We start from the raw sequence: 26250 nt of genomic DNA on the forward strand, positions 1-26250 counted from the left end.
TGACCACCCTCCCCCTCACCCTGGGGACCGGACAGGGACCACCAGGATGACCCCGACAGGGCCCGTGCCCGCGCGATCCGCGTGGCACGGGCCCTCTCGCGGTTCCGGCCACCCACCCTGGCACCGGCCGGGGCGGACTTGACGCGACGCAGGCAACCCAGCCACGACAGCGCCGTACCCCACGGGGTGGCACGCCCGCTCCACGGCCGCAGCACACCGGCTCGCCGCGCACGCTGTTGACTTGAGATCAACCAGGATTTGGCTTTATTTTGCCGACGATGTCACTAACATGCTCGGCCGACCGTGGTACTCTGACGAAATTTTAACTCTTCATCTTTTTCCCGGATTCTGCTTGCCGATGCCATGGGCCCGGATTGACGATGGTCTGAGGGGGAATCGTAGGAAGGTTTGATCATGGGATTCCTCGCAAACCTCTGTGACCTCGGCAGGTTCCGTAGCGGCCATGGTGACGACCGCGGCGGCGGCTACGGTTACCGTGGCTTCGACGAAGGAGACCGCGGCGACTTCGGTTACCGTGACTTCGGCGAAGGAGACCGCGGAGACTGGGGCGGCGACGGCCGCGGCGGTGGCTACGGCGGCGGCTACGGCGGCGGCTACGGCCACTGACGTCCGCAGTAGCTCAACGCTTCCAATTCGTTGCGACAGCAGGCCGGGCATGTTTCGTGCCCGGCCTGCCGTTCGCCCGCCCTGTCCGTCCGGTTCGCGCCACCCAGCGGGTTCCAGGCTCGGTGGCAGGGTTCAGCGAGGTGACCGGTGCCGGGCAGCAAGCGGGAAGACCGTGAGATGACGCGAAAACGGACTCTCCGCGAGGCTCTGCGAGGGCTGCTCGTCGTCGAGGGTTCCGACGCCCTGGTCGCCGCCGCACCGCCGGTCCCGCTCCGGGAGGTCTTCCGGCGCTTCTGGCCCTACACCAAGGGCGGCCGCCGCTGGCTGGCGGTGCTGCTCGTCCTGGTCTCGGTGGGCCCGGCGATCGAGGCGGCGGAGATCTGGCTGTTCAAGATCGTGATCGACGACATGCTCATCCCGCACAGGCTGAGCCTGTTCCTGCCGATCGCCCTCGCCTACGCCGGGCTGGCCCTGCTCTCCGGAGTGCTGGGCTTCGCCGGCCGGGTGACTTCCACCTGGGTCAGCGAGCGCTTCCTGATCATCCTGCGATCGGACGTGTTCCGACACATCCAGGGCCTGTCACTGGGCTTCTTCGAGCGGCGGCAGCTCGGCGACGTGCTGTCCCGGGTGACCGGCGACGTCGACGCGGTCGAGACCTTCCTGCTCTCCGGGATCGTCAGCGCGATCGGCCAGGTGGCGCGGCTGGGCATCTACGTCGGCCTGCTGCTGGCACTGCGCTGGGACCTGACGCTGACCGCGCTGGTCGCCGCACCGCTGTTCGTCCTCACCGCCCGCCGCTTCGCCAAGCTGATCCGGGCGGCCTCGCGCGAACGCCGCCGGCGCGGCGGTTCGATCAGCGCGGTCACCGAGGAGGCGCTCGGCAACATCGCGCTCGTCCAGGCGTACAACCGCCAGGACTGGGAGCACGCCAGGTTCCAGCGCGAGAGCATCGGCCGGTACCACGCCGCGATGGCCTCGACCCGGATCGGAGCGCTCTACGCACCGACGGTCGAGTTCATCGAGCTGCTCGGCGGCCTGGCGGTGATGGGCCTCGGGACTTGGGAACTGGTCCGCGGCCGGCTCACCCTCGGCGGCCTGATGGTCTTCCTCGCACTGCTGAGCCGACTCTACAGCCCGATCCGGGGCATGTCCGGGCTCGGCAACACCTTCTACGGCGCCTCCGCCGCCGCCGAGCGGATCATCGAACTGCTCGACCAGCGCCCGCAGGTCACCGACCCGCCGGCCCCGCGGGTGATCGGCCGGGCCCAGGGCGGGATCGAGTTCGACGACGTGACCTTCAGCTACCCGGAGGCGGCAGCGCCCGCACTGTCCGGGGTGTCCTTCACGGCGGCTCCGGGCAAGACGCTGGCCCTGGTCGGTGCCAGCGGTGCGGGGAAGTCCACCGTCGCCAAGCTGCTGCTCCGCTTCTACGACCCGACCGGCGGCACGGTCCGGCTCGACGGTGTCGCTCTGCGCGAGCTGTCGCTCACCGAGCTGCGCGAGAACGTCGCCGTGGTCCTGCAGGAGACCCTGGTCTTCCACGGCACCGTCCGGGACAACATCGCGTACGGGCGCCCGGAGGCGACCGAGGCCGAGATCCTGGCGGCCGCCAGGGCGGCGGACGCCCACGGGTTCGTCAGCCTGCTGCCCGACGGCTACGACACCGTGGTCGGCCAGCGCGGACGACTTCTCTCCGGCGGCCAACGCCAGCGTCTGGCCATCGCCCGTGCGATGGTCCGGGACGCGCCCGTCCTCGTCCTGGACGAACCCACCACTGCCCTGGACGCCGAGTCGGCCCGGCGGATCATGGGCCCGCTGCGGGCGCTGATGGCCGGCCGCACGACGATCATCATCTCCCACAACCTGCTCACGGTCCGCGACGCGGACCAGATCGTCCTGCTCGAACAGGGCAGGGTCGCCGCCCACGGCACCCACGAGGAACTCCTCGCCGGCAGCCCCGCCTACGCCGGCCTCCACCGGCTCCACCACCCACGGGACGAGTCGGTGAGGACCGTCCCCTGAACCGTCGGCCCGCCGCATCGACGGCCGCGCCACGCACGGCGCTCGGCCCCCCGGGGGGGCGCCTTACCGTCCGTCAGAAACGAGGCACACGACGCAACACCGCGTCACCGGTCGTGCGGGTGCCATTCGAAGAGCAGGATGGTCACGTCGTCCCGCAGGCGGTTGCGCTGGTGGTCGAGGACGGCGTGGATGAGCAGCCGCAGCACCTCGGCCGGGCGCTGGCCGGCGGCGGAGGAGCGAATGATGAAGTCCGTGAACCGGTCGAGGCCGAACTCCGCACCGTCCGTGTCGCGTGCCTCCACGACGCCGTCGGTGTAGAGCAGGACGCGGTCGCCCGGTTCCAGGGCCGTCTCGTGGACCTGCCGGGCTGCCGGGGCGAGTTGGCCGACCAGGCCGATCGGCGGCTGCGGGGGGCTGTCCAGCACCCCGTCGAGCACCCGCTCGGCCCGGATCAGCAGCGGCGGCGGGTGACCGCAGTTGACCCAGCGCAGCACCCCGGTGGTCGCGTCGAGCCGGCACAGCACGCCGGTGGAGAAGTGGTCGGGCAGCCAGTGCGCGAGTGCCTGGTCGACGGAGCCGACGACGTCGACCAGGTCTCCACCGCCACGGCGGGCGTTGCGCGCCGCCGCCATGGCGACTGACGTGGTCAGGCCGGAGGCCAGATCGTGACCCATGGAGTCGAGGATCATGGTGTGCAGCACGTTCTTGACCACCGAGTGGTCGTAGGCGTCACCGGCGACGTCGTACGCGGGTTCCAGGACCGCGGTCGAGACGCACCTGGCGGTGCCGACGGTGTGGGAGGGCAGGAAGGCCCGCAGCATCTCGGCGGGCAACCGCATGGTCGTGGTGCGGGTGCGGGCGGCCAGCCAGTCGCTGTAGGCGCGCTTGGAGGTGATCAGCATGGCAAACAGATGGGCCAGCATCCGGCTGCGGCGCATCAGCACTCCGTCGAGCGAGGCGGTCCGCACCGCCAGTACGCCCAGCCGCTCCGAACCGTCGACCAGAGGTATCCAGACGATCACGCCGTCGTCGGCGTCGGCCACCTGCGGGGAGACCGTGCGGTAGGCCCAGCCGGCCGACGAGTCGTCCACCGGCAGCGGGTCCATGGCCTCGTCAAGCGGGATGAGCAGCCGTTGTTGCAGGTCGACGAGGTAGATCAGCGCGGCGTCCAGGCAGAGGGCCTCAGCGCACCGGTTCGCCAGGGCGGGCAGCTCGACCGGCAGGGCCGTCTGCGACTCGACGATCAGCTCTTCCAGCCGGTTCTCGTCGACGGCAGTGTCGGAACCGGCGGACACGTGCGGCGGGTCCGACACGGGGATCACCCCTTCCGTGCCCAGTCTCACACCGATCCCGGCCTCTCTCACGTCAGGCCCGACCGCGCCGGGTGCGGCCGCGGCGGCGCCCGGCCGCTAGCCGATGCGCTCGGCCCAGTCGGCCGGCACCCGGCCGGCCGGCCCGGGGACGGGTTGGTCCAGTGGGTGGCTGACGGGCGCGGCCAGCTCGGGCCCCGATTCGTAGAGCTCCGAGGTGTCGTAGTTCCAGAACCAGCTCTCGCCCGGTTCGAAGCTGCGGATCACCGGGTGGCCGGTCGCCTCGGCGTGCGCCGTGGCGTGCTTGGACGGAGAGTCGTCGCAGCAGCCGATGTGGCCGCAGCGGGCACAGCGCCGCAGGTGGAACCACCAGCCGCCCGCGGCGTCGCATTCGACGCACCCGAGGCCGCTCGGCGGCACGGTGGGGTCGATCGGGTTCTCGGTGCTCATGGGGACTCCTGCGGGGTGTCGGGCTGTGCGGGGTTGATCGGGAGTCGGACCTGGAAGCGGGTGTCGCCGGGGGCGGACTCGAGTCGTAGGTCGCCGCCGTGCCGGTTGACGACGATGCGCCAGGCGATGTCCAGGCCCAGTCCGGTGCCTTCGCCGACGGGTTTGGTGGTGAAGAACGGGTCGAAGACCCGGCTCTGGACGTCGGCGGGCACGCCGGGGCCGGTATCGCGGAACTCGACCAGCACCCGGTCCCCGTCCCGTGCGGTGCGCACCGTCAGCGTGCCGCCCCCGCCTCCGTCACCGCGCATGGCCCAGGCGGCGTTGTCGATCAGGTTCGTCCAGACCTGGTTCAGCTCAGCGGGGTAGCCGGGGACGCCGGGCAACGTGCGGTCGTAGTCGCGCACGACGGTGATGTCCGGGCCGAGTTTCGCGGCGAGCAGCAGCAGCGTGCTGTCCAGAAGTTCGTGCACGTCCGCGTTCTGGTACGGGGCCCGGTCGAGCTGCGTGTACTGTTTCGCCGCGCCGACGAGCGCGGAGATGCGGTGGGTGGCGTCCTCGATCTCGCCCAGCAGCAGTTCGGCCTCGACCGTGCAGCCCAGCCAGTTCAGTGCGCCGCCCAACAGGTGCTCGGGGACCGCGCCCGCGATGTCGTCCAACCAGTCGGTGCCCAGGCTCGCCTGGACGAGGACCGGGGCCAGCTGCCGGCCGTCGGCGATGTCGTGCTCCTCCAGCCAGTCGTCGACCTCGTCCTCGAGGTCCGCGGCCTGCAGCGGGCTGAGGGGCGGGGCCTGCCCCGTCCGGCGGACGGTCATGTCCTGAAGCTCGCTCAGATGGGCCAGGTATTCGCCTCGGTGCGGCTCGGCGGCGAGCTCGCCGAACTCGCGGCGTGCCCGGGCGATGCGCTCCCGCAGCGCGGAGGTGGCGCGCATGGCGGCGGCAGCGGGGTTGTTGAGCTCGTGCGTGAGTCCGGCGGTCACGGAGCCGAGGGCCAGCAGCCGTTCCCGCTGGCCGATCGCCTCCTGGGTGTTCTTGAACCCGAAGAACAGGCCCTCCAGCAGATGGACGGCCATCGGAAACCATTCGTGCATCATCTGCGCGAAGGCCTCCGCGGGCAGGACGAAGAACCTCGACCGTTCGGTCACCCGCAGCGAGTTGTTGTACACCTGCGGCACCTGGTCGCCGAGGTAGGCCTGGAAGGCCCCGGCGTACACCCCGGGCACGGACGTGCGGCTGACGTCCACCTCCTGGCCGCCCACGCGGCGCGAGAGCACCACCGTTCCCTGGAAGAGCACGTAGAAGCTCTCGGCCGGATCGCCCTCCCGGTACACCGGTCCCGGGTCGAACCACTCCACACGGCCGTCCCGGCACAGTCGGGCGAGCTGGCCGGGGGCCAGCCTCTCGAACAGGAACAGCGTCCGCAGCTCCTGCTCCTCGCACTTGGCCGGGCCGGTGATCATGACTGCTCCAGATAGCGATGTGCGAGCATGACGGCCATGGCGCCCTCGCCGACCGCCGAGGCGACTCGCTTGGCGGACTCCGCGCGCACGTCTCCGGCCGCGAACACCCCCGGCACGCTGGTCTCCAGGTGGTAGGGCGGCCGGTCAAGCACCCATCCGGCGGGCGGGCCCCCGTCCGCGCTCAGGTCGGGCCCGGTCAGCACGAAGCCGTGCGAGTCCCTGAGCACGGTGCCCTCCAGCCAGTCGGTCAGCGGGGCGGCGCCGATGAAGACGTACATCCACTGGGCGTCGACGGTCTCGGTCCGCCCGGTCGCCCGGTTGCGCAGGGTCAGCCCTTCCAGGTGGTCCTTGCCGTGCGCGGCCTCCACGACCGTGTCCGTGCGCACCGTGATGGCGGGGGCCTCCTGGACCCGCTGGAGCAGGTAGTACGACATGGAGGCGGCCAGCTGCGGCGCCCGCACCAGCAGCGTGACCCGCCGGGCGGTCCGGGCGAGGAACATCGCGGCCTGGCCGGCGGAGTTCGCCCCACCGACGATGTACACCTCCTGCCCCTGGCAGGCGGCCGCCTCGGTCAGCGCCGAGCCGTAGTAGACCCCGCGTCCGGTCAGCTCGGCCGTCCCCGGCACGTCCAGCTGCCGGTACGACACGCCCGTCGCGAGGATCACGGCCTGGGCGGAGACGGCGGAGCCGTCGGCGAAGCGCAGCGTGCGGGCGGCCCCGTTCACCTCCAGGCCGGTGACCTTGCACGCCGTGAGCAGCTCCGCCCCGAACTTGGTGGCCTGGCGGCGGGCCCGCTCGGTGAGCTGCGCGCCGGAGACCCCGTCGGGGAACCCCAGGTAGTTCTCGATGCGGGAGCTCTGGCCGGCCTGGCCGCCGGTCGCCTCGCGTTCCACGAGGACGGTGCGTAGCCCCTCCGAGGCTCCGTAGACGGCCGCGCCGAGGCCGGCGGGGCCGCCGCCGACGATGACCAGGTCGTAGAAGTCGGCCGCGGGCGTCGTCGACAGCCCGACGTGGGCGGCCAGGTCCCGTTCCGTGGGCTCGACGAGCGCGGTGCCGCCCGGGGTCACCACCAGCGGCAGCCGCAGCCCCGTCTGCCCCGCGGCGGCCAGCAGCCGCCTGCCCTCCGGTTCCTCGCTGGAGTACCACCGGTACGGCACCTGGTTGCGGGCGAGGAACTCCCGGATCTGCGAGGACCGGGCCGACCAGCGGTGGCCGACGACCTTGGTGGTGTCCACGGCGCGACCGCCGGTGACCAGCCACGACTCCAGGAGGTCGTCCACCACCGGGTAGAGCTTCTCCTCCGGTGGTTCCCACGGCTTGAGCAGGTAGTGGTCGAGGTCGACGACGTTGATGGCGTCGATGGCGGCGTTGGTGTCGGCGTAGGCGGTGAGCAGCACCCGTCGGGCCCCGGGGTACAGATCGAGCGCCTCCTCCAGGAACTCGATGCCGTTCATCTGCGGCATCCGGTAGTCGGCCAGGATCACCGCGACCGGCGTGCCCCGCAGCTTCAGCTCGCGCAGCGCCTCCAGCGCCGACGCGCCGGACTCGGCGCGGACCACCCGGTACCGGTCCCCGTAGCGGCGGCGGAGGTCCCGGGCCACAGCACGCGATACGGCGGGATCGTCGTCCACGGTCAAGATCACGGTCCGCGCCGCGTCGGTGGCCTCTGCCATGGTTCACCACCCGGGATCGTCGCAGGGTCGGAGGGGACGGCCCTTCCAGTCTGCTCGTGGGCGCGCGCGACGGCCCGCCGTGGCGGGATCACGGGCGGCCCGGGATGACGTGGTCCGCGACGTACGGCCAGGTCGGCCGTGGGACTCAGCCGTCGGCCGTGGGACTCAGCCGAGGGCGCGGTCGAGGTTGAAGGCGGCGCTGATCAGCGAGAGGTGGGTGAACGCCTGCGGGAAGTTGCCGAGTTGTTCTCCGGTCCGGCCGATCTCCTCGGCGTAGAGACCGAGGTGGTTGCCGTAGGTGAGCATCTTCTCGAAGGCCAGCCGGGCCTCCTCCAGGCGTCCGGCGCGGGTGAGCGCCTCGACGTACCAGAAGGAGCAGATCGAGAACGTGCCCTCGGAACCGTGCAGGCCGTCCGGGCTGGCCTCCGGATCGTAGCGGTAGACCAGCGAGTCGGAGACCAGATCCGCGGTGAGCGCGTCCAGGGTCGCGAGCCACTTGGGGTCGGTGGGCGAGATGAACTTGGCCATCGGCATCATCAGCACGGAGGCGTCGAGTACGTCGTCGCCCAGCCCTTGGACGAAGGCCCCGCGCTCGGCCGACCAGCCCTGTCGCATGATCTGCCGGTAGATCGCGTCCCGGCTCTGCCGCCAGCGCGGAAGATCGGCCGGCAGGCCGCGCCGGTTGGCCATCCGGATGGCACGTTCGATCGCCACCCAGCACATCAGCCGCGAGTAGACGAAGTTCCTCCGACCGCCTCGGGTCTCCCAGATGCCCTCGTCGGGCTGGTCCCAGTGGTCGCAGAGCCAGTCCACCACGGCGCCGACCTCGTCCCAGTGGCCGCTGCTGATGGGCTGCCCCCACTTGTCGTACAGGTAGATGGAGTCGATCAGCGCGCCGTAGATGTCCAGTTGGAGCTGCTTGGTGGCAGCGTTTCCCACCCGCACCGGAGCGGACCCCAGGTGCCCCTCAAGGTGGCGCAGCTCGGACTCGGGCAGCTCGCTGCGCCCGTCGATGCCGTACATGATCTGCAGTGGTCCGGTCGGGCCCCCGCTCCGCATGAGCCCCCGCTCGGACAGGAAGCCCATGAACGCCTCGGCCTCCGAGGTGAAGCCCAGCCGCAGCATGGCGTAGACGCAGAAGGCGGCGTCGCGGACCCAGACGTACCGGTAGTCCCAGTTGCGCTCACCACCGACCCGCTCGGGCAGGCTGGTCGTCGGCGCGGCCACGATCGCACCGGTCGGCACGTAGGTGAGCAGCTTCAGCACCAGCGCCGAGCGGTGCACCATCTCCCGCCACCGGCCGCGGTAGCGGGAGCGGCCCAGCCAGTGACGCCAGAACCGGACCGTCGCCTCGAACTGCTCCTGCGCCTCGGCGTGCGGACAGGCCCGCGGGCGGACGTCATCGCCGATCCGGTCGAGGGCGAACACCACGGACTCGCCTTCGAGGAGCTTGAAGTGCGACCACACGTCCGTGCCGTCGCACTCGAGCGGCGCGGTGGAGGTCAGCGCCAGTGAGATCGACGGGGACTCGAAGACGGCCTCGTGGGCCTGCACGCGTGCGGTGTGTGCTTCGGCGCCGTAGCCGAAGCGGGGAGCTATCCGCGCTCCGAACGGAAGGGTTCCCCGAACGCATACCACCCGCCGGATCAGCCGGTGCCGGGAGGCCTCGCGCGACTCGTCGACGACCGGCATGAAGTCCTGGATCTCCGCCACCCCGTCGGCGGCGTAGAACCTCGTGATCAGCACGTTGGTGTCGGGGAAGTAGAACTGGCGCGTACGCGCGGGCACGTCGGCGGCCAGCTCGAACGACCCGCCCCGGTCGGCGTCGAGGATGGACGCGAACACGCTCGGTGCGTCGAAGCGCGGGCTGCAGTACCAGTCGATGGTGCCGTTGGTGCCGACGAGCGCGGCGGTGCGGAGGTCACCGATCAGGCCGTGCTCGGAAATCGGCAGATAGCGCGAGCCGTCCACTCGCCCGGATCCGTTCCCGAACTCCATACCGGCCTCCCTACCGTTTCACTGTGGGCAGGTGCGGGGATCAAGAGAACCTTGCATTTCATGGTAGATCGCCCCCGGATACCGGCGCGGCCCGCCAGGGGCATCGCGACCGCCCGTGCCCCGGCGGGCCGTTGCGTCGCGCATCACCCCGAGGTGAGCCCAACTTCAGTTACCGGCGATCGCGTCTGTGGCCTTCGCCTGGTGGGCAGGAGTCGGCGAGACTGGCAGGCTATGGCCGGGCGGGGCCAGGGCGTTCATCGGGCATGGGGGGTTCGGGATGACGGGTGGATCGGCGGCGTGGCAGGTGCCTCCGCTGGACCCGCAGGTGGGGGCGGCGGTGGCGGCCGCCGGCGCGGGGGCGCGGGAGGTGCTCACCCCGGAGGGTCTGGCGGCGTGGCAGGAGCGGGATCGCGCCAACCGACCCCGCCCGACGCTCGAACGGCTACGCGACGGCGGCCGGTTCGAGGTGGCGGAGCTGCGCGTTCCTCGGGCCGACGGCGAGGCCGACGGCGAGGGCGAGGGCGACGTCACACTGGTCAGCGCGCGGCCCGCCGGGGTCCGCGGGGCGCTGCCGTTGCTGTACTACCTTCACGGCGGCGGGATGGTGACGGGCAACGCGTGGTCCGTCCTGCCGCGGCTGCTGCGCGGGTGGGCGCTGCCGCTGGGGCTGGCGGTCGTGTCCGTCGAGTACCGGCTGGCGCCGCGCACCCGCTTCCCCGGGGCGGTCGAGGACTGCTACGCCGCACTCGACTGGGCGGTCGAGCACGCGGCCGTGCTGGGCGTCGACGCGCGGCGCGTGATCGTCGGCGGCAAAAGTGCGGGCGGCGGGCTCGCCGCGGCCCTGGCCCTGCTGGCCCGCGACCGCGGCGGCCCGGCGCCGCTCGGCCAACTGCTGCTGAGCCCGATGCTCGACGACCGCGGCGACACCTTCTCCAGCCGTCAGATGGCCGGCCACGACACCTGGGACCGCGCCTCCAACGCCACCGCCTGGCGGGCCCTGCTCGGCGACCGGTACGGTGCCGCCGACCTCTCCCCCTACGCCGCCCCGGCCCGCGCCACCGATCTCTCCCGGCTGCCCGCCGCCTACGTCGAAGCCGGGTCGGCCGAGACCTTCCGGGACGAGGCGGTCGCCTATGCCAACGCGATCTGGCAGGCCGGTGGCGAGGCCGAACTGCACGTGTGGCCCGGCGCCTGCCACGGTTTCGACACCCTCGCCCCGCACGCGCCCGTCAGCCGGGACGCCCACGCCGCCCGCACCCGCTGGCTACGACGCATCCTGCACCGGTGAACACGCGCGTTCCGGTTCGCATGAATCGAGGCACGGTCGCGAACGACGACACGCCGAGCGGGTGATCGGTGGAGATCAGGCGGGACGGTTCCTCCGTGAGTGCCGCGGAGAACTCGGCGGGGCGGTCGCCGTCACCGCTTCGCCAGCCACCTCAAGGCCGACTCCGCCGCGTGGAAACCGGCCATCCCGTGCACCCCCGCGCCCGGTGGGGTGGCGGCGGAGCACAGGTACACGCCGGGCACCCCGGTCGCGTACGGGTCCACGGCGAGGCGGGGTCGCAGGACGAGCTGGCGCACCGTGTTGGCTCCCCCGACGATGTCGCCGCCGACGTGATTGGCGTTGTCCGACCCCATCCGCGCCACCGTACGGACGGACCGGGCGCGGACACGCGTACGGAACCCGGGGGCGAAGCGCTCGATCTGGTCGAGGACCGGCTCGGTCGCGTCGCCCCGGTAGCCGTGCGGGACATGGGCGTAGGCGTAGACCGGGTGGAGGTCCCCGACCGAGCGGGACGGGTCGGCCAGGTACTGCTGACCGACGAGCACGAAGGGCCTGCGGGGCATCCTGCCGCGGAAGGTCGCCTCCTCGGCGGCGGCGACCTCCTCGAACGTCCCGCCGAGATGGACGGTGCCCGCGGACCGGCAGTGTTCGTTGGCCCACGGGATGCCGCCCTCGACCGCCAGGTCCACCTTGAAGGCCGCGGGGCCGTACCGGTACCGCCGGTAGGCGCGGGCGGTCCGGTACGGCAGGCGGCTGCCCAGGATCCGGGCGGCGGCCTGCGGGCCGGTGTCCAGCAGGACGAGGTCGGGCCGGTCGAGCTGGTCGAGCTCGCGGACCTCCACCCCGGTCTCGACGGTGCCGCCGAGCCGCTCCAGCAACCGCGCCATCGCGGTGGTGATCGCCTGCGAGCCGCCCTGCGCCACCGGCCACCCGTGGGCGTGGCCGACGGCGATCAGCATCAGGCCGATGGCGCTGCTGAACGGCGTGCGGAGCGAGCTGAAGGCGTGGGCCGCCGCCCCGCCGAACAGGGCCCGGGCCTGCTCGCCGCTCCACCTCCTGGACGTCCACGAGGCGGGCAGCAGGGCCTGGGCCCCGAACTCGGCGAAGGCGAGCGGCGAACCGGGCACGTGCGGGACGGGACGAAGGACGTCGTCCGCGAGCCGGTCGAAGCGGCCCGACAGCCGACCGAACACGCGCCGCCACGTCCTGCCGTCCGCCGGCGGCATGAGCTCGGCCGTCCGGTCCAGGTCGCGCCACAACACCCCGGCGGCGCCCGAGTCCAGGGGGTGGGCCAGCTCCGCCTGGGACCAGAGCCACCGCAGCCCGTACTCCTCCAGGCCCAGCGACCGCAGGAACGGCGAGGCGACGCCGGTGGGGTGGAAGGCGGAGCAGTCGTCGTGGATCAGCCCGGGCAACGTCCGCTCACCGGACCGGGTGCCGCCGCCGATCGTCTCCCGCGCCTCCAGCACCCGTACCCTGACGCCCTCCTGGGCGAGGCGGATCGCGGCGGCGAGCCCGTTGGGGCCGCTGCCGACCACCACGGCCGTCGTCATGCCGTCAGCCCACCTCTCGCCGGGGCCATCGGGGGGCGAACGGGTCGGCCCACCCGGCACACGGGGGTCAGCCTAGATGCCGGTGGCGGATTGACGGTGCCTCATACGACATACGACCCGCGGTTCACGGCGGGCCACACGGAGCGAAACGAGGCCGGGGCCGACGCGATCAAGCGTCGACCCCGGCCTCTGTAGTAGCGGGGACAGGATTTGAACCTGCGACCTCTGGGTTATGAGCCCAGCGAGCTACCGAGCTGCTCCACCCCGCGTCGGTGTGACCACCATATGCGAGAACCAGGTGATCGCAAAATCGGGCTTCCGGACGGCAGCCCGCGCACTGCGGGGGCGTCTTGGGCCGTTGCGGTGAGTGACGGCCCGGTGCGCCGGGTCGGCGGCGGCTGAGCATGCGTCAATAGGTCGTCCACATAGGTCCGTTGTCTGGAGAGGTACCCATGTCGTCCCCGGCAGGCCTGATCAAACATGTGGTGATCATGGTTCAGGAGAACCACACCACCGACAACTACTTCCTCTCGATGGCGCCCTACGGCGCCAACATCGCCACCGGCTGGCCCGTTTCGCCCAACCCCCCGGTGGCCGACCCGCCGCACGACCGGCACGCCTACTACCGCTGGCTCACCCAGCAGGGCACCGCCGCCCACGTGCAGTTCGACACCGCCACCGATCTGCCGTTCTACGCCTGGCTCGCGGCCTCCGGCGCGTTCCTGGAGAACCACTGCTCGGGCTTCGGCACCAACTCGACGCCCAACCACCTGCTCATCACCGGCGGCCAGTCCCCCACGCTGCGCAACCCTCCGCACAACAGCCAGCCGGTGTGGGACCTGCCCTCGCTGCCCGGGCACGTCCAGGACAACAACCTGAGCTGGAAGGCCTACACCGGCGCCACCGGGTACCCGGTGGAGTTCTACCAGCAGCTCAAGGGGTCGGCGAACATCGTGCGTTCGGCCAAGCCCTCGCAGCAGTTCCTCGACGACGCGGCGGGCGGCTCGCTGCCGGCCCTGTCGATGGTGTGGCACGACGGCCCGTACGACGAGCACCCCAAGGCGGACGTGTCGCTCGGCATGGACGCGGTCTGGCAGGCCGTCGACGCGGTGGTGCAGGCCGGCTCCTGGGACGAGACGGTGTTCATGCTGACCTGGGACGACTGGGGAGGCTTCGACGACCACGTCGACACCCCCAAGGTGGAGTACACCTCCGACGGCGTCCAGCTCGCCTTCGGACCCCGGGTGCCGCTGCTGATGTTCGGCGGCCGGGTCCGCCCCGGCATCGACTCGCGCTGGTGCTCCCACGTCAGCCTGCCCAAGACCGCCCTCCAGCTGCTCGGCCTGCCGCCGCTGGGCGTGCGGCGGGTGGACGACGACGGCGGTCTCGCGGACCTGGTCGATCTCTCGGGCACCGGCAACACCATGCCCAAGCCGCCCGCGTTCGGCAGCCAGATCACCCTGCCGCCGGCGCCGAGCCCCGTGCCCCAGCCGGCGCCGCTCCCGCCCTCGCCGGTCACCGTCCCCATGCTCACCGACGAGGTGATCCTGCGCGACGGCAGCTCGCTGGGCCGGCCGAACGACGTGCTCATCACCAACCCCTGAGCCACTACCCCCGGGCGCCCCGCGCCACTGCCCCGCCCTCCCCCTCTCCCCCGGGGGGAGGGCGGGGCAGTGATCGTTACTGCTTGACAGGGTGCGTAATACTGTAACGCGCGCGATCCGGGACGGCCGCGGAACGGGCAGCGCTGCCTCCTGTTCCCCGCAGCTCGGAGCACCACATGCACCCCTTCCTCGACCATCCGGGGCCGCTCGCCTTCGCGCACCGGGGTGGTGAGCTCGGGCATCCCGAGAACTCGTTCGCCGCGTTCGAGGCCGCCGTGGCGCTCGGATACCGCTACCTCGAAACGGATGTGCACGCGACCGCCGACGGGATGCTGGTGGCCTTCCACGACTCCCGGCTCGACCGGGTCACCGACCGCAGCGGGGCGGTGGCCGAGCTGCCCTGGGAGAGCGTCAGACGGGCCCGGATCGGCGGGACGGAGCCGGTGCCACTGCTGGAGGACCTGCTCGGGGCGTTCCCGGCGGCCCGGTTCAACATCGACGTCAAGGCGGCGCCCGCCGTCGGTCCGCTGGTCGAGGCGATCCGCCGGACGAACGCCTGGGACCGGGTCTGCGTCGGCGGCTTCTCCGACAGCCGCCTGGCCGCCGTCCGGACCGCCGCCGGGACCCGGCTGGCCACCTCGCTCGGGCCCCGCGAGGTGGCGCGGCTGCGGCTGCGCTCGCTGGGCGAGCTGGCCGGGCTGGGCGGGCCGGGGCGCGGGGCGCCGTACGCCGGGATGTGCGCGCAGGTGCCGGAGCGGCACCGGGGCGTGCGGGTGGTCGACCGGGCCTTCGTCCGGGCCGCGCACCGGCTCGGCCTGCAGGTTCACGTGTGGACTGTGGACGATCCCACACGGATCAGGTCTCTCCTGGACCTCGGTGTGGATGGCATCATGGCCGATCGCATCGACGTCCTTCGGGACGTCCTCAGCGAGCGCGGCTGCTGGACTGACGGCAGCACCGGCTCCAGCACGGGGAGATAGGAGCCGTATGAGCACCACGGACCACCTGAAGGACCACGTGGCGGACGACCCGCCGCGCACCACCGACGACGGCCGCGCCCTGCGCCGGATGCAGTTCGGCTGGTACATCAACGACTGGGCCAACGCCGCCTTCTCGGCCACCGTCCTGACGGTGTTCCTCGGGCCGTACCTGACCGGGGTGGCCAAGAACGCCGCCGACGCGTCCGGCGACGTGCACCCGCTCGGCCTGTCGATCCGCGCCGGATCGTTCTTCCCCTACACCGTCTCCTTCTCCGTGCTGATCTCGGTCGCGGTGATGCTGCTGACCGGCACGGTCGCCGACCGCACCGGGCGGCACAAGGAGCTGATGTGCGGCTTCGCGTACGTCGGCGCGCTCGCCACGACGGGGATGTTCTTCCTCGACGGCGACAAGTACCTGCTCGGCGGCGCGCTGCTGGTGGTTGCCAACATCGCGTACGCGGTGTCGGTCGCCCTCTCCTACGCCTACCTGCCGGGCCTGGCCTCCCCCGACGAGCGCGACAAGGTCTCCTCCAAGGGCTGGGCCTACGGCTACGCGGGCGGCGGCCTGCTGCTGATCGCCAACCTGGCGCTGTTCCAGAACTGCGACTCGCTGGGACTGTCCTCCGGCACCGCCGTGCGGATCTGCCTGGCCTCGGCCGGACTGTGGTGGGCGCTGTTCACCGTCGTGCCGCTGCTGCGGCTGCCCTCCCGGGCCGGCGTCGCGCCCAGCCGCGCCGCCGCCGCGGCCGGCCAACCCACCGCGGGCAGCCTGCGCGAACTCGGCCGGACCTTGAAGGGCATGCGCAAGCACCCGCTGACGCTGCTCTACCTCGCCGCCTTCCTCTGCTACAACGACGGCATCCAGACCGTCGTCTCGCAGGCCTCGCTGTTCGGCAGCGAGGAGCTCGGCATGACCCAGACCGCACTGGTCACCGCCGTGCTGATGGTCCAGGTCGTGGCGATCGGCGGCGCACTGCTGCTCGGCCGGATCGCCCAGCGCTACGGCGCCAAGCGGACCATCCTCGGCTCGCTGGTCGGCTGGGTGCTCACCCTGGCGCTCGGCTACTTCATGCCCGCCCACCAGCCGGCCTGGTTCTACGCCCTGGCCTGCATGATCGGCCTGGTGCTCGGCGGCAGCCAGGCGCTCTCCCGCTCGCTGTTCTCCCACCTGATCCCGGCCGGCCGGGAGGCGGAGTACTTCAGCCTGTACAAGGTCAGCGACCGCGGCACCAGCTGGATGGGACCGCTGGTCTTCGGCCTCGCGTACCAGCTCACCGGCAGCTACCGCTCGGCGATCATCTCGCTGCTGGTGTTCTTCGTGATCGGCTTCGCCGTGCTGGTGAAGGTGCCGCTGCGCCGGGCCATCGAGGCCGTGGGCAACCCGGTGCCCGAGCGGCTGTGACGCAACCGCTGTAACGGAACCGCTGCTCTCCTGACCGGGCCCTGCTGCTCTCCTGACGCCTCAGGAGAGCAGCAGGGCCCGGTCCCATGAGGGCGGTACGGGCGTCGTCGCGGCCAGCAGGGCCAGCAGCACGCCGGCGGCGCCGTCGAGGAGGCCGGGGGTGGTCGCGGGGGCCTCGGCGTAGCGGGCGAGCAGGCGCTCGGCGAGGGCGGGGACCGCCCGGCGGAAGGCCGGGTCGGCCGGGTCCGCCGTCTCGTGGGCGAAGCGGAGGGTGATCAGCAGCAGCCCGGCCAGGCCGTGGCACAGACCCACCTGCCGGTCGATCCGGCGTGCCTCGGGCGGTCGGCGCAGCGCGGCCAGCAGGGTCTCGCGGGCGAGGGCGCGCAGCGGCGCGTCGTCCAGGGCGGTGCCGGCCAGCCGGAGCGCGCGGGCGATGCCCGGGCTGCCGTGGCACCAGGAGGCGGGCATCGGCCAGTTCGGGCCCCAGTCGTCGTCCCGGCGGTGGGCCAGGAGGCGCTGCGCCGTCCAGCGGATCGCCTCCGCCTGTCCCGGCACCTCGACGCCGGCCGAGCGGGCCAGCGAGAGCAGGGCGAGCGGACCGGCCGGGCCGTGGGCCAGTCCGGGCGGGTCGCCGGGTACGGCTCCGGCCCGGCGGACGAGCGCGGTCAGGACGGTCTCCAGCTGGGCTGCGGCGGCCGGGTCCTGCGGGCGGTCCAGGAGGACGGCGCCGCGTCCGGTCAGGCCGGAGCTGAGGTCGAAGGTGCGGCGGCGGTCCGGTTCGAGGGCGGCCGCGGGGCCGAGCCGGTCCGGTCCGAACGCCGCCGGGCGGCCGAGCCGGGCGGCGGCGAAGGCGAGCCCGCCGAGGCCGCCGAGCAGCCCCGGGGCTGACAGCCCGGTCCGTTCGGCGCCCCGGACGGCGGCGTCCAGGTGGCCGACGGCCATGGTGTGCCAGCCCTCGCCGGGGCGGCAGCGGTCGAGTTGGTGGTAGGCCAGGGCGAGGCCCGCGCCGCCGGCGCCGAGGTCGGGCCGGATCGCGTGGGGCAGCGGGCGCGGACGGCCGGCGATGGCGTCGATCAGTCGGCGGGCCGCCCGCGCGGTGGGGCCGTCGAGCAGGGCGGTCCAGCGGGTGTCCTCGGGCATCGGTCCCGTCAGGGGCGAGGGGGTGCCGGGTTGGTGGGTGCTGTGAAGCGCGGGTAGCGGCTCACAGCACCACGGGGTCGACCGTCAGTCGTTGAGACAGAGGTCGGTCGGCTCGAAGCTGTGGTGGCCGGTGTCGCAGCACATCATCGGCTCCAGCGGCTGCTCCTCGGTCTCGGGCAGCTCCTGCAGCTCCAGGACGGCGCTCTCCATGGTCATTCCCCCTTTCCGGGAATCGGGTGGTGGTGCGGGCCCGTGGCCGGCCGGTCGACCAGCCACGATCGGGGGCCGCCGTGGCGGCGGCGGAGCAGGAGGTCGAGCACGCCGCCGAGGCCCACGTGGTAGGCGGCGGTGACCTCGCGCAGGGTGTCGTCGGGGACGAGGTAGCGGCCCTCGCGGCGCGCGGCGCGCAGGGCGATGGCGTGGACGAGGTCGTCGGCCCGGGTCAGGTACCGGTCCTCGCCGGTGGCGTCGTGCAGGTCGAGGAGCAGCTCGGCGTTGCCCGCCAGGCCGTGGCAGGTGCCGGGCCCGAGGCGGTGGCGGTCGCGGTGGACGGCGAGCGCGGCGCCCTCCGCGTGGGCGAGGTGGCGTTCGTCGCCGGTCTCCCGCCACAGCCGCAGCAGGAAGGTGCCGATGCCGGAGGAGCCGTGGCACCAGTAGTTCAGGCCCGGGCGCTCGGTGCGGCCGGGGCCCTTGGGCCAGTACGCGGCGCCGCCGCGCCGGTCGGTGAGCGCGCACAGCGCCTCGCCTCCGCCGAGGGCGATGTCGGTCAGCTCGGGCCGTCCGAGGTCGCGGCCGGCGGCGAGCAGGAAGGCCGCGTTGCCCGCGACGCCGTGGGCGAAGCCGTAGTGGGTGGAGCCGGCGAGTTCGGCGCGGACGTCCGGGCCGGGCGGCCAGTGCACGCCGGGGCCGGCCTTGAGCAGGTGCAGCAGCCCGTCCGCGCACCGGGCCGTCCGGTCGGCGAAGCGCTGGTCGCCGGTGCGGTGCCACAGGTGGAGCTGGGCGAGGCCGGCGCCGGCCAGGCCGTGGCAGACGTCGGTGCTCCGGGACTGGAGCGGGATACGCAGGGCGTAGCCGAGGGCCCGGTCGGCGAGGCGGTGGTCGTCCAGGGTGGTGGCCGCGTCGTGGAGGGCCCAGGCGGTGCCGGAGCGGCCGAAGTAGAGGCCGGGCAGGATCCGGCTGGGCTCGGTGAGCCGTTCGTCCAGCCAGTCGGCGGCCTCGCGCAGCGCGGGCCGGGCGGCTTCGTACCCGCAGCGGACGGCGCGGGCGAGGACGGCGAGCACGCCGGCGGCGCCGAGCTGGACGTTACAGGGGTCGCCGTACGGCAGGGAGCGCGGGGCGGGCCAGAGGTACTCGGCGGAGCGGTCCATGGTGGCGGCGAGGTGGGCGAGTCCGTCCTCGATCAGGCGCTCGGCGGTCGGCGGGGCCGACCGGATCGGCCGGGTCGGCGGGTGTCCGGGCTGGTACGGCGCGGGCTCCCGGCCGAGGTACTCGGCCGCCCGGGACAGTGTCCAGCGGTGCGGGGTGGCCGAGGTGAGCCCGACGACCAGCGGGGCGAGGGCGCGCAGCGCGGGCTGGTCGTCGGCGGCGGCGACCAGGGCGGCGAGGCGTTCGCCGGGCGGGCGGGCCGGGGCACTGTCGGCGGCGAGTACGGGGCTGATGCCGGTGGTGACGTGCAGCAGGGTGGCGCCGAGGCTGAAGCAGTCCGCCTCCGGGCCGGGTGCGGGGCGCGCGGCCGGGCCGTCGGCGGCGTCGAGGTACTCGGGGTCGGTGAAGCCCCGGGTGCCGGCGGGGTGGGCGGTGGTGCCGGGTCGGACGGCGAGCTCCAGGTCGACCAGGACGGGCCGCTCCTCCGGGGTCATCACGACGTTGCCGGGCTTGAAGTCGCGCAGCACCAGCCCTGCGGCGTGCACCTCCCCGATCAGCCGGACGAGTTCGCGGGCGAGCCGGTGGGCCGCCGGTGCGGGGATCCGCCCGTCGCCGCGCTCCAGGTGTTCGGCGGTCCACTGCTGCAGGTTCCGGCCGGCGATCAGTTCCTCGGCCAGGAAGAGGTGGCCGCCGGACTCGAACAGCTCCCGCGCCCGGGGGGTGATGCCCCGGGGCGCGAGGCCGTCCAGGATCTCCGCCTCGTAGCGCAGCCGGTCCCTGGCGTCCCGGCCGGACGGGTCGGCGGCGACGTGCGGCCGGGCCTCCTTGAGCAGGACGGTCTCGCCGGTGCGGGTGTCCTCGGCGCGGTAGACGCCGCCCCGGTTGGAGTGCCGGATCGCCTCCTTGACCAGGTACCGGTCGGCGAGCAGGACCGGGCCGCCGCGACGGCGGCGGGGCGCGGCCGGGGCCCGGAACGGGTCCTCGGCCCAGGGCGGCGGCGAGAACCAGGGGTTGCGCTCGTCCTTGCCGGTGCTTCCGTCGGGCGCGGTGAGGCGGCCCTCGTAGAAGCCCTCGTCGTTGAGTACCCGGGGCCGGGCGAAGCACCCGTAGCGGTAGTGCACCACGCTGTCCGGGCGGTAGCGGCGGTCGGACAGGATGGCGGGGCCGGGCAGCCCGGCCGTCGCCTCGTGCAACTCCTTCGCGATGAGCCGGAGTTGGTCGTCGTCGTCGGGGTAGGCGGTGAGGAACTTGCCGGACTGCGCCCGGGGCGCCCGGGCGGCGGTCAGCTCGGCCGTGACGCGCGGGGTGGCCGCGAACTTGAAGGCGCAGCCGTGGGCGATCAGCACCCGCCCCGCGCCCTCCAGCACCTGCGGCGCCGAGGCCGGGGTCGCCGAGACGTGGAGCTTCCAGCCCTGGCGGCGCGGGCGGTGGCCCGGCGGGGTCACCATCCACCACGGTTCGGCGTGGTAGACGCGCCAGTCGGCAGCGGGGTCGGAGCGCGTCAACAGCTCCGCGAGGATCGACCGGTAGGGCGATGACACACAGCGAAACTAGCAGGATTCATCTCAGCAAAACAGTGCCGTCGCACAGCATTTGACAGTTGATCAGATTTGATCTTCCCCGGTCGGGCCGCCTGGTGCCGCCGTGGCCGCCGGGCCCTTCGGGCGACCGCGGCGACCCACTCGGAACTCACCCACCGCCGATGAACCGACTGACCGTCAGCTCAGCTGAACCGGCAGCGGCCGGGAGTGCAGGACGTCCAGCCGGGACACCGTCCGGGTCAGCACCACGTAGAGCCGGTGCAGTCCGCGCGGCTCCGCCTCGGCGATGGCGGCAGGCTCCAGGACGATCACATGGTCGTACTCGAGTCCCTTGGCCAGCGTGGCCGGCAGCACCGTCACCCGGGCGGTGTTGCCGACCTCCTCGACCGAGGCGCTCGGGACCGCGGCGGCATCCAGTGCGGCGGTGACCCCCGCCACCGAGCCGTCGGCTGCGATCACCGCGATGGAGCCCTCCCGCTCCAGCGCGGCGCGCACCGCGGCGACCACCGCCCCGTCCAGGTCGCCCGCCTCCCGGATCGTCACTTCGCCGTCCTGGCGCAGCGACACCGCCGGTGGCACGTCCACGTCCAGCGCGCGGAGCAGCCGGTTGGCCAGCGCCATCACGGCGGCCGGGACCCGGAAGCCGGTGGTCAGCGGCACCAGGGCGGCCTGTGGCTTGCCCAGATGGGCCAGCTGCTCCGCCCAACTGCGGGCCGACCAGGGGGTGGTGGCCTGGGCGAGGTCGCCGAGGACGGTGAGGGAGCCGAAGGTGCTGCGGCGGGCGATCGCCCGGCACTGCATCGGGGAGAGGTCCTGGGCCTCGTCCACCACGACGTGGCCGTAGCTCGCCGGGCGCTCGATCAGCCCGGCCACCTCGTCGAGGAGGACGAGGTCGTGCTCGGACCACTTGGCGCTCCGCTCGGAGCGCGGCGGCTTCCGCCACCGGATCGCCGCCTGCTCCTCGGGCGCGAGCAGGCCGCGGGCCGCCTCGGCCAGTACGGCGGGGTCACCGAGCAGGGCGGCCACCACGGCCTCCGGGCGCAGCGCCGGCCAGGCGGCCTCCAGGAAGGCCGCGACCGGCTTGCAGCGGCCGACTTTCCGCTGCCAGGCGGAGTGCTGAACGCCGGACCGCCGCTCGGCCTGGTCCTGGATCATCGCCACCACTCGGGTGCGGACCTTCTCCCGGCCGACGGCGTACGGCGGCGCCTGTTCCCGGATCTCGGTGACCATCCGGTCGAGCCGGTCCGCGGACACCCGCCAGCGGTAGGAGCCGTCCGGGACGACCAGCGGCTCGGATCCGGTGGCCCGGATCCGGCCGTACAGTGCCCGGCGCAGCACCTCCGCCATCCGCGCGTCCTGCTTGACGGCGGCGGCCCGCTCGTCGTCCGTCGCGGAGACGGTGCAGCCGGCGGCGACCAGGTCCTCCACGGTGTGCTGGGCGACGTCCAGTTCCCCGAGCGCCGGGAGCACCTCGGCGATGTAGCGCAGGAAGGTCCGGTTGGGACCGATGACCAGCAGGCCACCGCGCTGGATCCGCTGCGGGAAGCTGTAGAGCAGGTACGCGGCGCGGTGCAGGCCGACGGCGGTCTTGCCGCTGCCGGGCGCGCCCTGGACGCAGACCGACTCGCTCAGCTCGCCGCGGACCAGTTCGTCCTGCTCGGGCTGGATGGTCGCGACGATGTCGCGCATCGGCCCGGTGCGGGGGCGCTCGATCTCGGCGGCGAGGATGCCGCTGGGCCTGCCCGGCTCGGCGCGGTCGAGGTGCTCGTCCTCCAGTCCGGTCAGGTCCTCCGGCAGGCCCGGGCTCCCCGGCGCCCAGCCGAACCGGCGGCGGCGGGCGAGCCCGAGCGGCTCGTGGGCGCTCGCCCGGTAGAACACCCGGGAGACCGGGGCCCGCCAGTCGACCACCAGCGGCGGGACGGTCGGGTCCTCGGAGATGCGCCGGCGGCCCACGTAGTAGCGCTGCCCGCGGTGGTCCCCGGCCCCGGGCGCGTCGTCGAAGTCGAGCCGGCCGAAGAAGGACGGGCTGTCCGGCAGCTCCCGCATCCGCTTGGCGCGGGTCCGCAGGTAGCGGCCCAGCGCCTCCGCGCTCGCGCCGTCGCCCGATACGTCCTCACCCGCGACGACCTGGTGGCCGGCGTCCGCCACCTGCCGGGCCATCGCCGTCCGGCAGGCCTCGACATGGTCCCGCTCACGTGCCAACTCGCCATCGAGGCCCAAGATCTCGGACGTCATCGCTTCCCCCGTGGTCGGCTCGGCTGCTGTTCGGAGGAGCCATCATAACTTAACCCAGTTAATCTCCTAACTGAGTCACACATTGGAAGCTGTGGTCGACTCAGGACACCAGGGGCGCCTCCTCGACCTCGGTCAGCGTCACGGTGCACAGCCCGCCGCGCTGGGCCCGTACGTCCGTGACCTTCAGCTGGGTGCCCGGCAGCAGGATGAACTCCTCCTCCCCTGTGAACGCCGAGAACCGCTGGATGCCCGCGGCCCGCAGCGGGCGCACCTCGAACAGCGTCCGCTTGCCCCGGCTGCCCAGGAAGGACTGGGCCACGCCGAGCTTGGAGGTGCAGGAGGACACGCCCCACCACGTGACCGTCCGCCCGAGCGGGTACTGCTTGCGCAGGTCCAGCGAGACCCCGCGCCAGAGCGGCTCGGTGCGCACCGGAAGCTGCGAGACCGCCGCGAACAGCAGCCGCAGGTACGGCAGGTACGGCACCAGCCGGCCGCGGTCCGGCGAGCGCAGCACCGCGTTGATCTCCCGGTAGAACGCGGACTCACAGGTGTAGAGGTAGAGCGCCGCGATCGCGTCGGCGGACAGGCCGGACTCCCCCTCGTCGGCGCGCCGCTTGCCGAAGTCGTGCGACAGCGCGACGTGCCGGTCCAGGCCCCGGAGCAGCTCGGCCACCGGGGCCACGGCCCCCCGGAAGTCCATCAGCGGCGTGTCGAACACCCCGCTGATCGCCGGGAGTTCGAGGCCCTCGTCCTTGACGCTCGCGAGTCGGTCCAGGTAGAGCTGGTGCAGCTCCATGGTCGAGGCGATGAACGCGCCCATCCGCTCGGCGACCCCGCCGTCCGCACCCCCGCCCTGCGCCGCACCGGCGTTCCAGCCCGCGCTGGGGAGCCAGTCGACCTCCTCGGAGCCGAGCGAGGCGAGCGCGGCGTTCACCGTGGCGAAGTGGTCGCCGTCGCAGAAGATGTCACCCTGGGCGGCCGGGTTGGCGTGGTCGATGTGGCGGACCTCGACCTCGGGGTACTTCTTCTGCAGCCGCAGCACCACGTTCTTCAGGCTGCGCGCGTGCGCGCCCCACCAGGCGAAGACGACGCCCCGGTCCTCCTCGTCGGCCTGCTGCTTGGCCCGGAGGATCTCCTCGATGATCCGCTCGGCCACCGGCCGCCAGAACCCGGTGTGCTGGTCCGGCCCCATCGCGCCGTCGGCGCTGGCGGTCAGGGCCGCGTTCAGCAGCAGCACGCCCTGGGTCAGCATCGCCTGGAACCACTCCGGCGGCTGGACGGTCTCCCGCTCCTTCAGCAGCGCCCGTATGTCGGCGATCGGCGTCTTCTTGGGGATGCCGTACTTCCACATCGCCGCGGCCTTGATGATGCAGCGGATGCTGATCACCCGGCCGAACTGGCTGTCCTTCCAGTCGTGGAAGGTGTTGTCGAACATGGCGATGCCGGTGGCGCTCTCCGGCCGCGGGTAGGGGTTCTGGCCGAAGACCACGACCTTCCACTTGTGCGGCGCGTGCGGCTTGAGCGCCTGGAAGGTCAGCTCGCGGACGGGCACGACCTCCGGGCTACGGCCCGGGCCGATGAACGAGGCCGCGCCGGGCCGTGCCTCGATGACCGGCTTCAGCAGCGGGAGCCACGGCTCGCCACCGCCACGGAACAGCTCCGCGAGGGCCAGCGGGTCGTTCGGGTCGTTCGGCTCGGGCTGGGCAGCGGCGGGGGTGTCGGCAGCGCTCATGGTGGTACTCCGGCTGGATCGGATCACGGAAACGGACGGTGACTGTCCGTCAGCTTCCCGGCGGACAGCACATTCCTAGCAGCCGGGACCGACAATCCGGGCGGCCGGTCGGCGGCGGGCTGATTGTCGGTGTTGCGCGCTAACGTCCTGATCGACACCGGGAAACAGCTCGACGAACGACAGGAGTTGCAGCATGACGACGGACCGCACGCAGTCCCCGCTGAGGGTGGTGCTGGCCGACCTCAACACGACGGTGGTCGAGTCGTGGCGGGCGGCCTTCGCCGACACCCCCGGCATCGAGATCCGGCACGGCTCGATCCTCGCCGAGGAGGTCGACGCCTGGGTCAGCCCGACCAACTCCCGTGGCCGGATGGACGGCGGGACGGACGCGGCGATCAAGCGGCACCTGGGGGCGGGCATCCAGCTGCGGGTGCAGCGGGCGATACGCGACCGCTACGCGGGCACGCTGCCGGTGGGCGGCGCGGTCTGCGTGCCGTCCGGGGCGGTCAACCCGAAGTTCCTGATCTCGGCGCCCACGATGCAGACCTCCTCGCAGAACGTGAGCGAGACACTGAACGTGGCGCTCGCCTGCGCCGCCGCCTTCCAGGCCGTGCACCGGCAGAACCGGCTGGCGCCGGGCAGCATCCGGTCGGTGGCGCTGGTCGGCATGGGCGCCCGGACCGGCCGGGTCCCGGCCCGGGTGTGCGCCAACCTGATGTGGACGGGCTACACGCTGTTCAACGACCACAGCTTCGAGAGCGACGAGGAGCTGCGCGCCACCATCCTCGCCCAGCTCGACGACATCGAGAAGGCTCCCGCCACCCAGCGGGTGCGCATCTCCGCGCCCACGGGCAGCAGCCGGTCCGGGCGGTAGCCGCGGCTGCACCCGGTACGCGACCCGCGGCGGGCCGGTAAATCGGTTCCGGGCGCCGGGCCCGTCCGCCTACATTGAGGCTCGTACACGGTGATCGCATCCGGATCATCACGCCCGACCGGCAGGAGAGCGCCATGGCAGACACAGTGCAGGAACTGAGCGGGGTGAAGGTGCTCGTGTGCGACGCGGCCGGGCCCGCGATCACCACCGTGCAGGACGCACTGGATCTCATCGGCGCGACCTACGTCGGCGCCGGGATCGTCGCCGTGCCCGCCGAGCGACTGGACGACAAGTTCTTCGTCCTGAGCACCGGGTTCGCCGGCGAGGTCATGCAGAAGTTCGTCAACTACCATGTCCGGCTGGCCGTCATCGGCGACATCTCCCGCCAGCTGGAGGCCAGTTCGGCGCTGCGCTCGCTGGTCCACGAGTCCAACGCGGCCGACCACATCTGGTTCCTCCCGGACACCGAGGCCCTCTCCGCCCGCCTGGCGGGCCTCGCCTGACGGCACGTGGACCGCGCGCCCGGATCCGACGGCCGCCGTCGGATCCGGGCCCGTCGCCGGAACCGGGGGCCTGCGGTCAGGCGGCCCGCCGCGCGGACACCTCGATCTCGATCCTCATCCGAGGGTCGGCCAGACCGCACACCATCATGGTGGCGGCCGGCCGGACGTCGCCGAAGCAGCGGCGCAGCACCGGCCAGCAGGGCTCGAAGTCCGCGCGCTCGGGCAACAGGTAGCGCACCCGGACCACGTCGCCGAAGCCGCACCCCGCCTCGGCCAGCGCGGCCCCGATGTTGCGCAGGCACTGCTCGGCCTGCTCCACCACGTCCTCGGAGATCGTCATGGCGGCGTAGTCGAACCCGGTCGTGCCGGACACATGCACCCAGTCACCGTCCACCACGGCACGGGCGTAACCGATCTGCTCCTCGAAGATCGAACCGCTGAGGATCGCACGTCGCTCTGTCATGCGCGGAACGCTAGGTGGCCTGCACCGATACGT

The 26250-nt window shown here is 72.8% G+C and carries 20 protein-coding genes and 1 tRNA gene; 8 read left to right on the plus strand and 13 right to left on the minus strand.

Features of this window, described 5'->3' with window-relative positions:
- Positions 1–414 precede the first annotated feature (414 nt).
- Together ACZ3UD_RS10840 and ACZ3UD_RS10845 are read left to right on the plus strand one after the other, a co-directional pair.
- The gene (locus ACZ3UD_RS10840; RefSeq protein WP_465585100.1) at positions 415–627 is read left to right on the plus strand and encodes a hypothetical protein; all 213 of its coding nucleotides are present in this window, start codon (positions 415–417) and stop codon (positions 625–627) included.
- A gap of 177 nt (positions 628–804) precedes the next feature.
- Positions 805–2649, plus strand: a complete 1845-nt coding sequence (locus tag ACZ3UD_RS10845) for an ABC transporter ATP-binding protein (protein WP_465585102.1) — start codon at positions 805–807, stop codon at positions 2647–2649.
- Positions 2650–2753: 104 nt separating this feature from the next.
- Here ACZ3UD_RS10845 and ACZ3UD_RS10850 read toward each other — a convergent pair whose 3' ends face one another.
- From ACZ3UD_RS10850 to ACZ3UD_RS10870, 5 genes are all read right to left on the minus strand, one after another.
- Positions 2754–3971, minus strand: coding sequence for a PP2C family protein-serine/threonine phosphatase (locus ACZ3UD_RS10850; RefSeq protein ID WP_465585103.1), 1218 nt, complete (start codon positions 3969–3971; stop codon positions 2754–2756).
- Between the two features lie 87 nt (positions 3972–4058).
- Entirely contained in the window at positions 4059–4409 is a 351-nt protein-coding gene (locus ACZ3UD_RS10855) for a UBP-type zinc finger domain-containing protein (RefSeq protein WP_465585104.1), read from the minus strand.
- A complete protein-coding gene (locus ACZ3UD_RS10860) occupies positions 4406–5866 on the minus strand; it encodes an ATP-binding protein (protein WP_465585106.1) in 1461 nt (486 codons plus the stop codon). The genes ACZ3UD_RS10855 and ACZ3UD_RS10860 overlap by 4 nt, the downstream gene beginning before the upstream one ends.
- Positions 5863–7539: an NAD(P)/FAD-dependent oxidoreductase gene (locus ACZ3UD_RS10865; protein ID WP_465585108.1), complete on the minus strand. Its 1677-nt coding sequence runs from the start codon at positions 7537–7539 to the stop codon at positions 5863–5865. The genes ACZ3UD_RS10860 and ACZ3UD_RS10865 overlap by 4 nt, the downstream gene beginning before the upstream one ends.
- A gap of 165 nt (positions 7540–7704) precedes the next feature.
- Positions 7705–9537: a glycoside hydrolase family 15 protein gene (locus ACZ3UD_RS10870; RefSeq protein ID WP_465585110.1), complete on the minus strand. Its 1833-nt coding sequence runs from the start codon at positions 9535–9537 to the stop codon at positions 7705–7707.
- 277 nt (positions 9538–9814) lie between these two features.
- Between ACZ3UD_RS10870 and ACZ3UD_RS10875 the strand changes: the two genes are divergently transcribed.
- Positions 9815–10825, plus strand: a complete 1011-nt coding sequence (locus tag ACZ3UD_RS10875; RefSeq protein ID WP_465585111.1) for an alpha/beta hydrolase — start codon at positions 9815–9817, stop codon at positions 10823–10825.
- Between the two features lie 131 nt (positions 10826–10956).
- Here the strand turns inward: ACZ3UD_RS10875 and ACZ3UD_RS10880 are convergent, their stop codons facing one another.
- Both ACZ3UD_RS10880 and ACZ3UD_RS10885 read right to left on the minus strand, forming a co-directional pair.
- Positions 10957–12378 (minus strand): phytoene desaturase family protein, encoded by a 1422-nt coding sequence (locus ACZ3UD_RS10880; protein ID WP_465585112.1) that lies wholly within the window; start codon positions 12376–12378, stop codon positions 10957–10959.
- Between the two features lie 195 nt (positions 12379–12573).
- A tRNA-Met gene (locus ACZ3UD_RS10885) sits at positions 12574–12647 on the minus strand.
- 183 nt (positions 12648–12830) lie between these two features.
- Here ACZ3UD_RS10885 and ACZ3UD_RS10890 point away from each other — a divergent pair.
- The 3 genes from ACZ3UD_RS10890 (at position 12831) to ACZ3UD_RS10900 (ending at position 16364) form a co-directional block, all read left to right on the plus strand.
- Complete coding sequence (locus tag ACZ3UD_RS10890) at positions 12831–13982, plus strand: alkaline phosphatase family protein (RefSeq protein WP_465585114.1); 1152 nt, start codon at positions 12831–12833, stop codon at positions 13980–13982.
- Positions 13983–14158: 176 nt separating this feature from the next.
- Positions 14159–14962 (plus strand): glycerophosphodiester phosphodiesterase, encoded by an 804-nt coding sequence (locus ACZ3UD_RS10895; RefSeq protein ID WP_465585115.1) that lies wholly within the window; start codon positions 14159–14161, stop codon positions 14960–14962.
- A gap of 7 nt (positions 14963–14969) precedes the next feature.
- On the plus strand, positions 14970–16364 hold the full coding sequence (locus ACZ3UD_RS10900; protein WP_465585117.1) for an MFS transporter: 1395 nt from the start codon (positions 14970–14972) through the stop codon (positions 16362–16364).
- Between the two features lie 60 nt (positions 16365–16424).
- Here the strand turns inward: ACZ3UD_RS10900 and ACZ3UD_RS10905 are convergent, their stop codons facing one another.
- From ACZ3UD_RS10905 to ACZ3UD_RS10925, 5 genes are all read right to left on the minus strand, one after another.
- Positions 16425–17504 (minus strand): lanthionine synthetase LanC family protein, encoded by a 1080-nt coding sequence (locus ACZ3UD_RS10905; protein ID WP_465585119.1) that lies wholly within the window; start codon positions 17502–17504, stop codon positions 16425–16427.
- Positions 17505–17588: 84 nt separating this feature from the next.
- On the minus strand, positions 17589–17714 hold the full coding sequence (locus ACZ3UD_RS10910; RefSeq protein WP_465585120.1) for a hypothetical protein: 126 nt from the start codon (positions 17712–17714) through the stop codon (positions 17589–17591).
- A gap of 2 nt (positions 17715–17716) precedes the next feature.
- Positions 17717–20410 (minus strand): class IV lanthionine synthetase LanL, encoded by a 2694-nt coding sequence (gene lanL, locus ACZ3UD_RS10915; RefSeq protein WP_465585122.1) that lies wholly within the window; start codon positions 20408–20410, stop codon positions 17717–17719.
- Positions 20411–20587: 177 nt separating this feature from the next.
- Positions 20588–22645 carry a HelD family protein gene (locus ACZ3UD_RS10920; protein ID WP_465585123.1) on the minus strand — a complete coding sequence of 686 codons (2058 nt, stop codon included), beginning with the start codon at positions 22643–22645 and terminating at the stop codon, positions 20588–20590.
- Between the two features lie 100 nt (positions 22646–22745).
- Positions 22746–24377 (minus strand): ADP-ribosyltransferase domain-containing protein, encoded by a 1632-nt coding sequence (locus ACZ3UD_RS10925; RefSeq protein ID WP_465585125.1) that lies wholly within the window; start codon positions 24375–24377, stop codon positions 22746–22748.
- A gap of 193 nt (positions 24378–24570) precedes the next feature.
- Here ACZ3UD_RS10925 and ACZ3UD_RS10930 point away from each other — a divergent pair, with 193 nt between their 5' ends.
- Positions 24571–25251 carry a macro domain-containing protein gene (locus ACZ3UD_RS10930; protein WP_465585126.1) on the plus strand — a complete coding sequence of 227 codons (681 nt, stop codon included), beginning with the start codon at positions 24571–24573 and terminating at the stop codon, positions 25249–25251.
- 134 nt (positions 25252–25385) lie between these two features.
- A complete protein-coding gene (locus ACZ3UD_RS10935; RefSeq protein WP_465585128.1) occupies positions 25386–25754 on the plus strand; it encodes a DUF4180 domain-containing protein in 369 nt (122 codons plus the stop codon).
- Positions 25755–25830: 76 nt separating this feature from the next.
- Here the strand turns inward: ACZ3UD_RS10935 and ACZ3UD_RS10940 are convergent, their stop codons facing one another.
- On the minus strand, positions 25831–26217 hold the full coding sequence (locus ACZ3UD_RS10940) for a RidA family protein (RefSeq protein ID WP_465585130.1): 387 nt from the start codon (positions 26215–26217) through the stop codon (positions 25831–25833).
- Positions 26218–26250: the final 33 nt, after the last annotated feature.

It is taken from the genome of Kitasatospora sp. NPDC023118, assembly GCF_055560875.1.

Bases quoted from the DNA above. Each gene is read 5' to 3' on its own strand.
- ACZ3UD_RS10855 (WP_465585104.1), bottom strand. From the start codon at position 4,409: ATGAGCACCGAGAACCCGATCGACCCCACCGTGCCGCCGAGCGGCCTC.
- ACZ3UD_RS10900 (WP_465585117.1), top strand. From the start codon at position 14,970: ATGAGCACCACGGACCACCTGAAGGACCACGTGGCGGACGACCCGCCG.
- ACZ3UD_RS10935 (WP_465585128.1), top strand. From the start codon at position 25,386: ATGGCAGACACAGTGCAGGAACTGAGCGGGGTGAAGGTGCTCGTGTGC.
- ACZ3UD_RS10890 (WP_465585114.1), top strand. From the start codon at position 12,831: ATGTCGTCCCCGGCAGGCCTGATCAAACATGTGGTGATCATGGTTCAG.
- ACZ3UD_RS10845 (WP_465585102.1), top strand. From the start codon at position 805: ATGACGCGAAAACGGACTCTCCGCGAGGCTCTGCGAGGGCTGCTCGTC.
- ACZ3UD_RS10880 (WP_465585112.1), bottom strand. From the start codon at position 12,378: ATGACGACGGCCGTGGTGGTCGGCAGCGGCCCCAACGGGCTCGCCGCC.
- ACZ3UD_RS10905 (WP_465585119.1), bottom strand. From the start codon at position 17,504: ATGCCCGAGGACACCCGCTGGACCGCCCTGCTCGACGGCCCCACCGCG.
- ACZ3UD_RS10940 (WP_465585130.1), bottom strand. From the start codon at position 26,217: ATGACAGAGCGACGTGCGATCCTCAGCGGTTCGATCTTCGAGGAGCAG.
- ACZ3UD_RS10920 (WP_465585123.1), bottom strand. From the start codon at position 22,645: ATGACGTCCGAGATCTTGGGCCTCGATGGCGAGTTGGCACGTGAGCGG.
- ACZ3UD_RS10840 (WP_465585100.1), top strand. From the start codon at position 415: ATGGGATTCCTCGCAAACCTCTGTGACCTCGGCAGGTTCCGTAGCGGC.
- ACZ3UD_RS10865 (WP_465585108.1), bottom strand. From the start codon at position 7,539: ATGGCAGAGGCCACCGACGCGGCGCGGACCGTGATCTTGACCGTGGAC.
- ACZ3UD_RS10930 (WP_465585126.1), top strand. From the start codon at position 24,571: ATGACGACGGACCGCACGCAGTCCCCGCTGAGGGTGGTGCTGGCCGAC.
- ACZ3UD_RS10895 (WP_465585115.1), top strand. From the start codon at position 14,159: ATGCACCCCTTCCTCGACCATCCGGGGCCGCTCGCCTTCGCGCACCGG.
- ACZ3UD_RS10870 (WP_465585110.1), bottom strand. From the start codon at position 9,537: ATGGAGTTCGGGAACGGATCCGGGCGAGTGGACGGCTCGCGCTATCTG.
- ACZ3UD_RS10925 (WP_465585125.1), bottom strand. From the start codon at position 24,377: ATGAGCGCTGCCGACACCCCCGCCGCTGCCCAGCCCGAGCCGAACGAC.
- ACZ3UD_RS10910 (WP_465585120.1), bottom strand. From the start codon at position 17,714: ATGGAGAGCGCCGTCCTGGAGCTGCAGGAGCTGCCCGAGACCGAGGAG.
- ACZ3UD_RS10860 (WP_465585106.1), bottom strand. From the start codon at position 5,866: ATGATCACCGGCCCGGCCAAGTGCGAGGAGCAGGAGCTGCGGACGCTG.
- ACZ3UD_RS10875 (WP_465585111.1), top strand. From the start codon at position 9,815: ATGACGGGTGGATCGGCGGCGTGGCAGGTGCCTCCGCTGGACCCGCAG.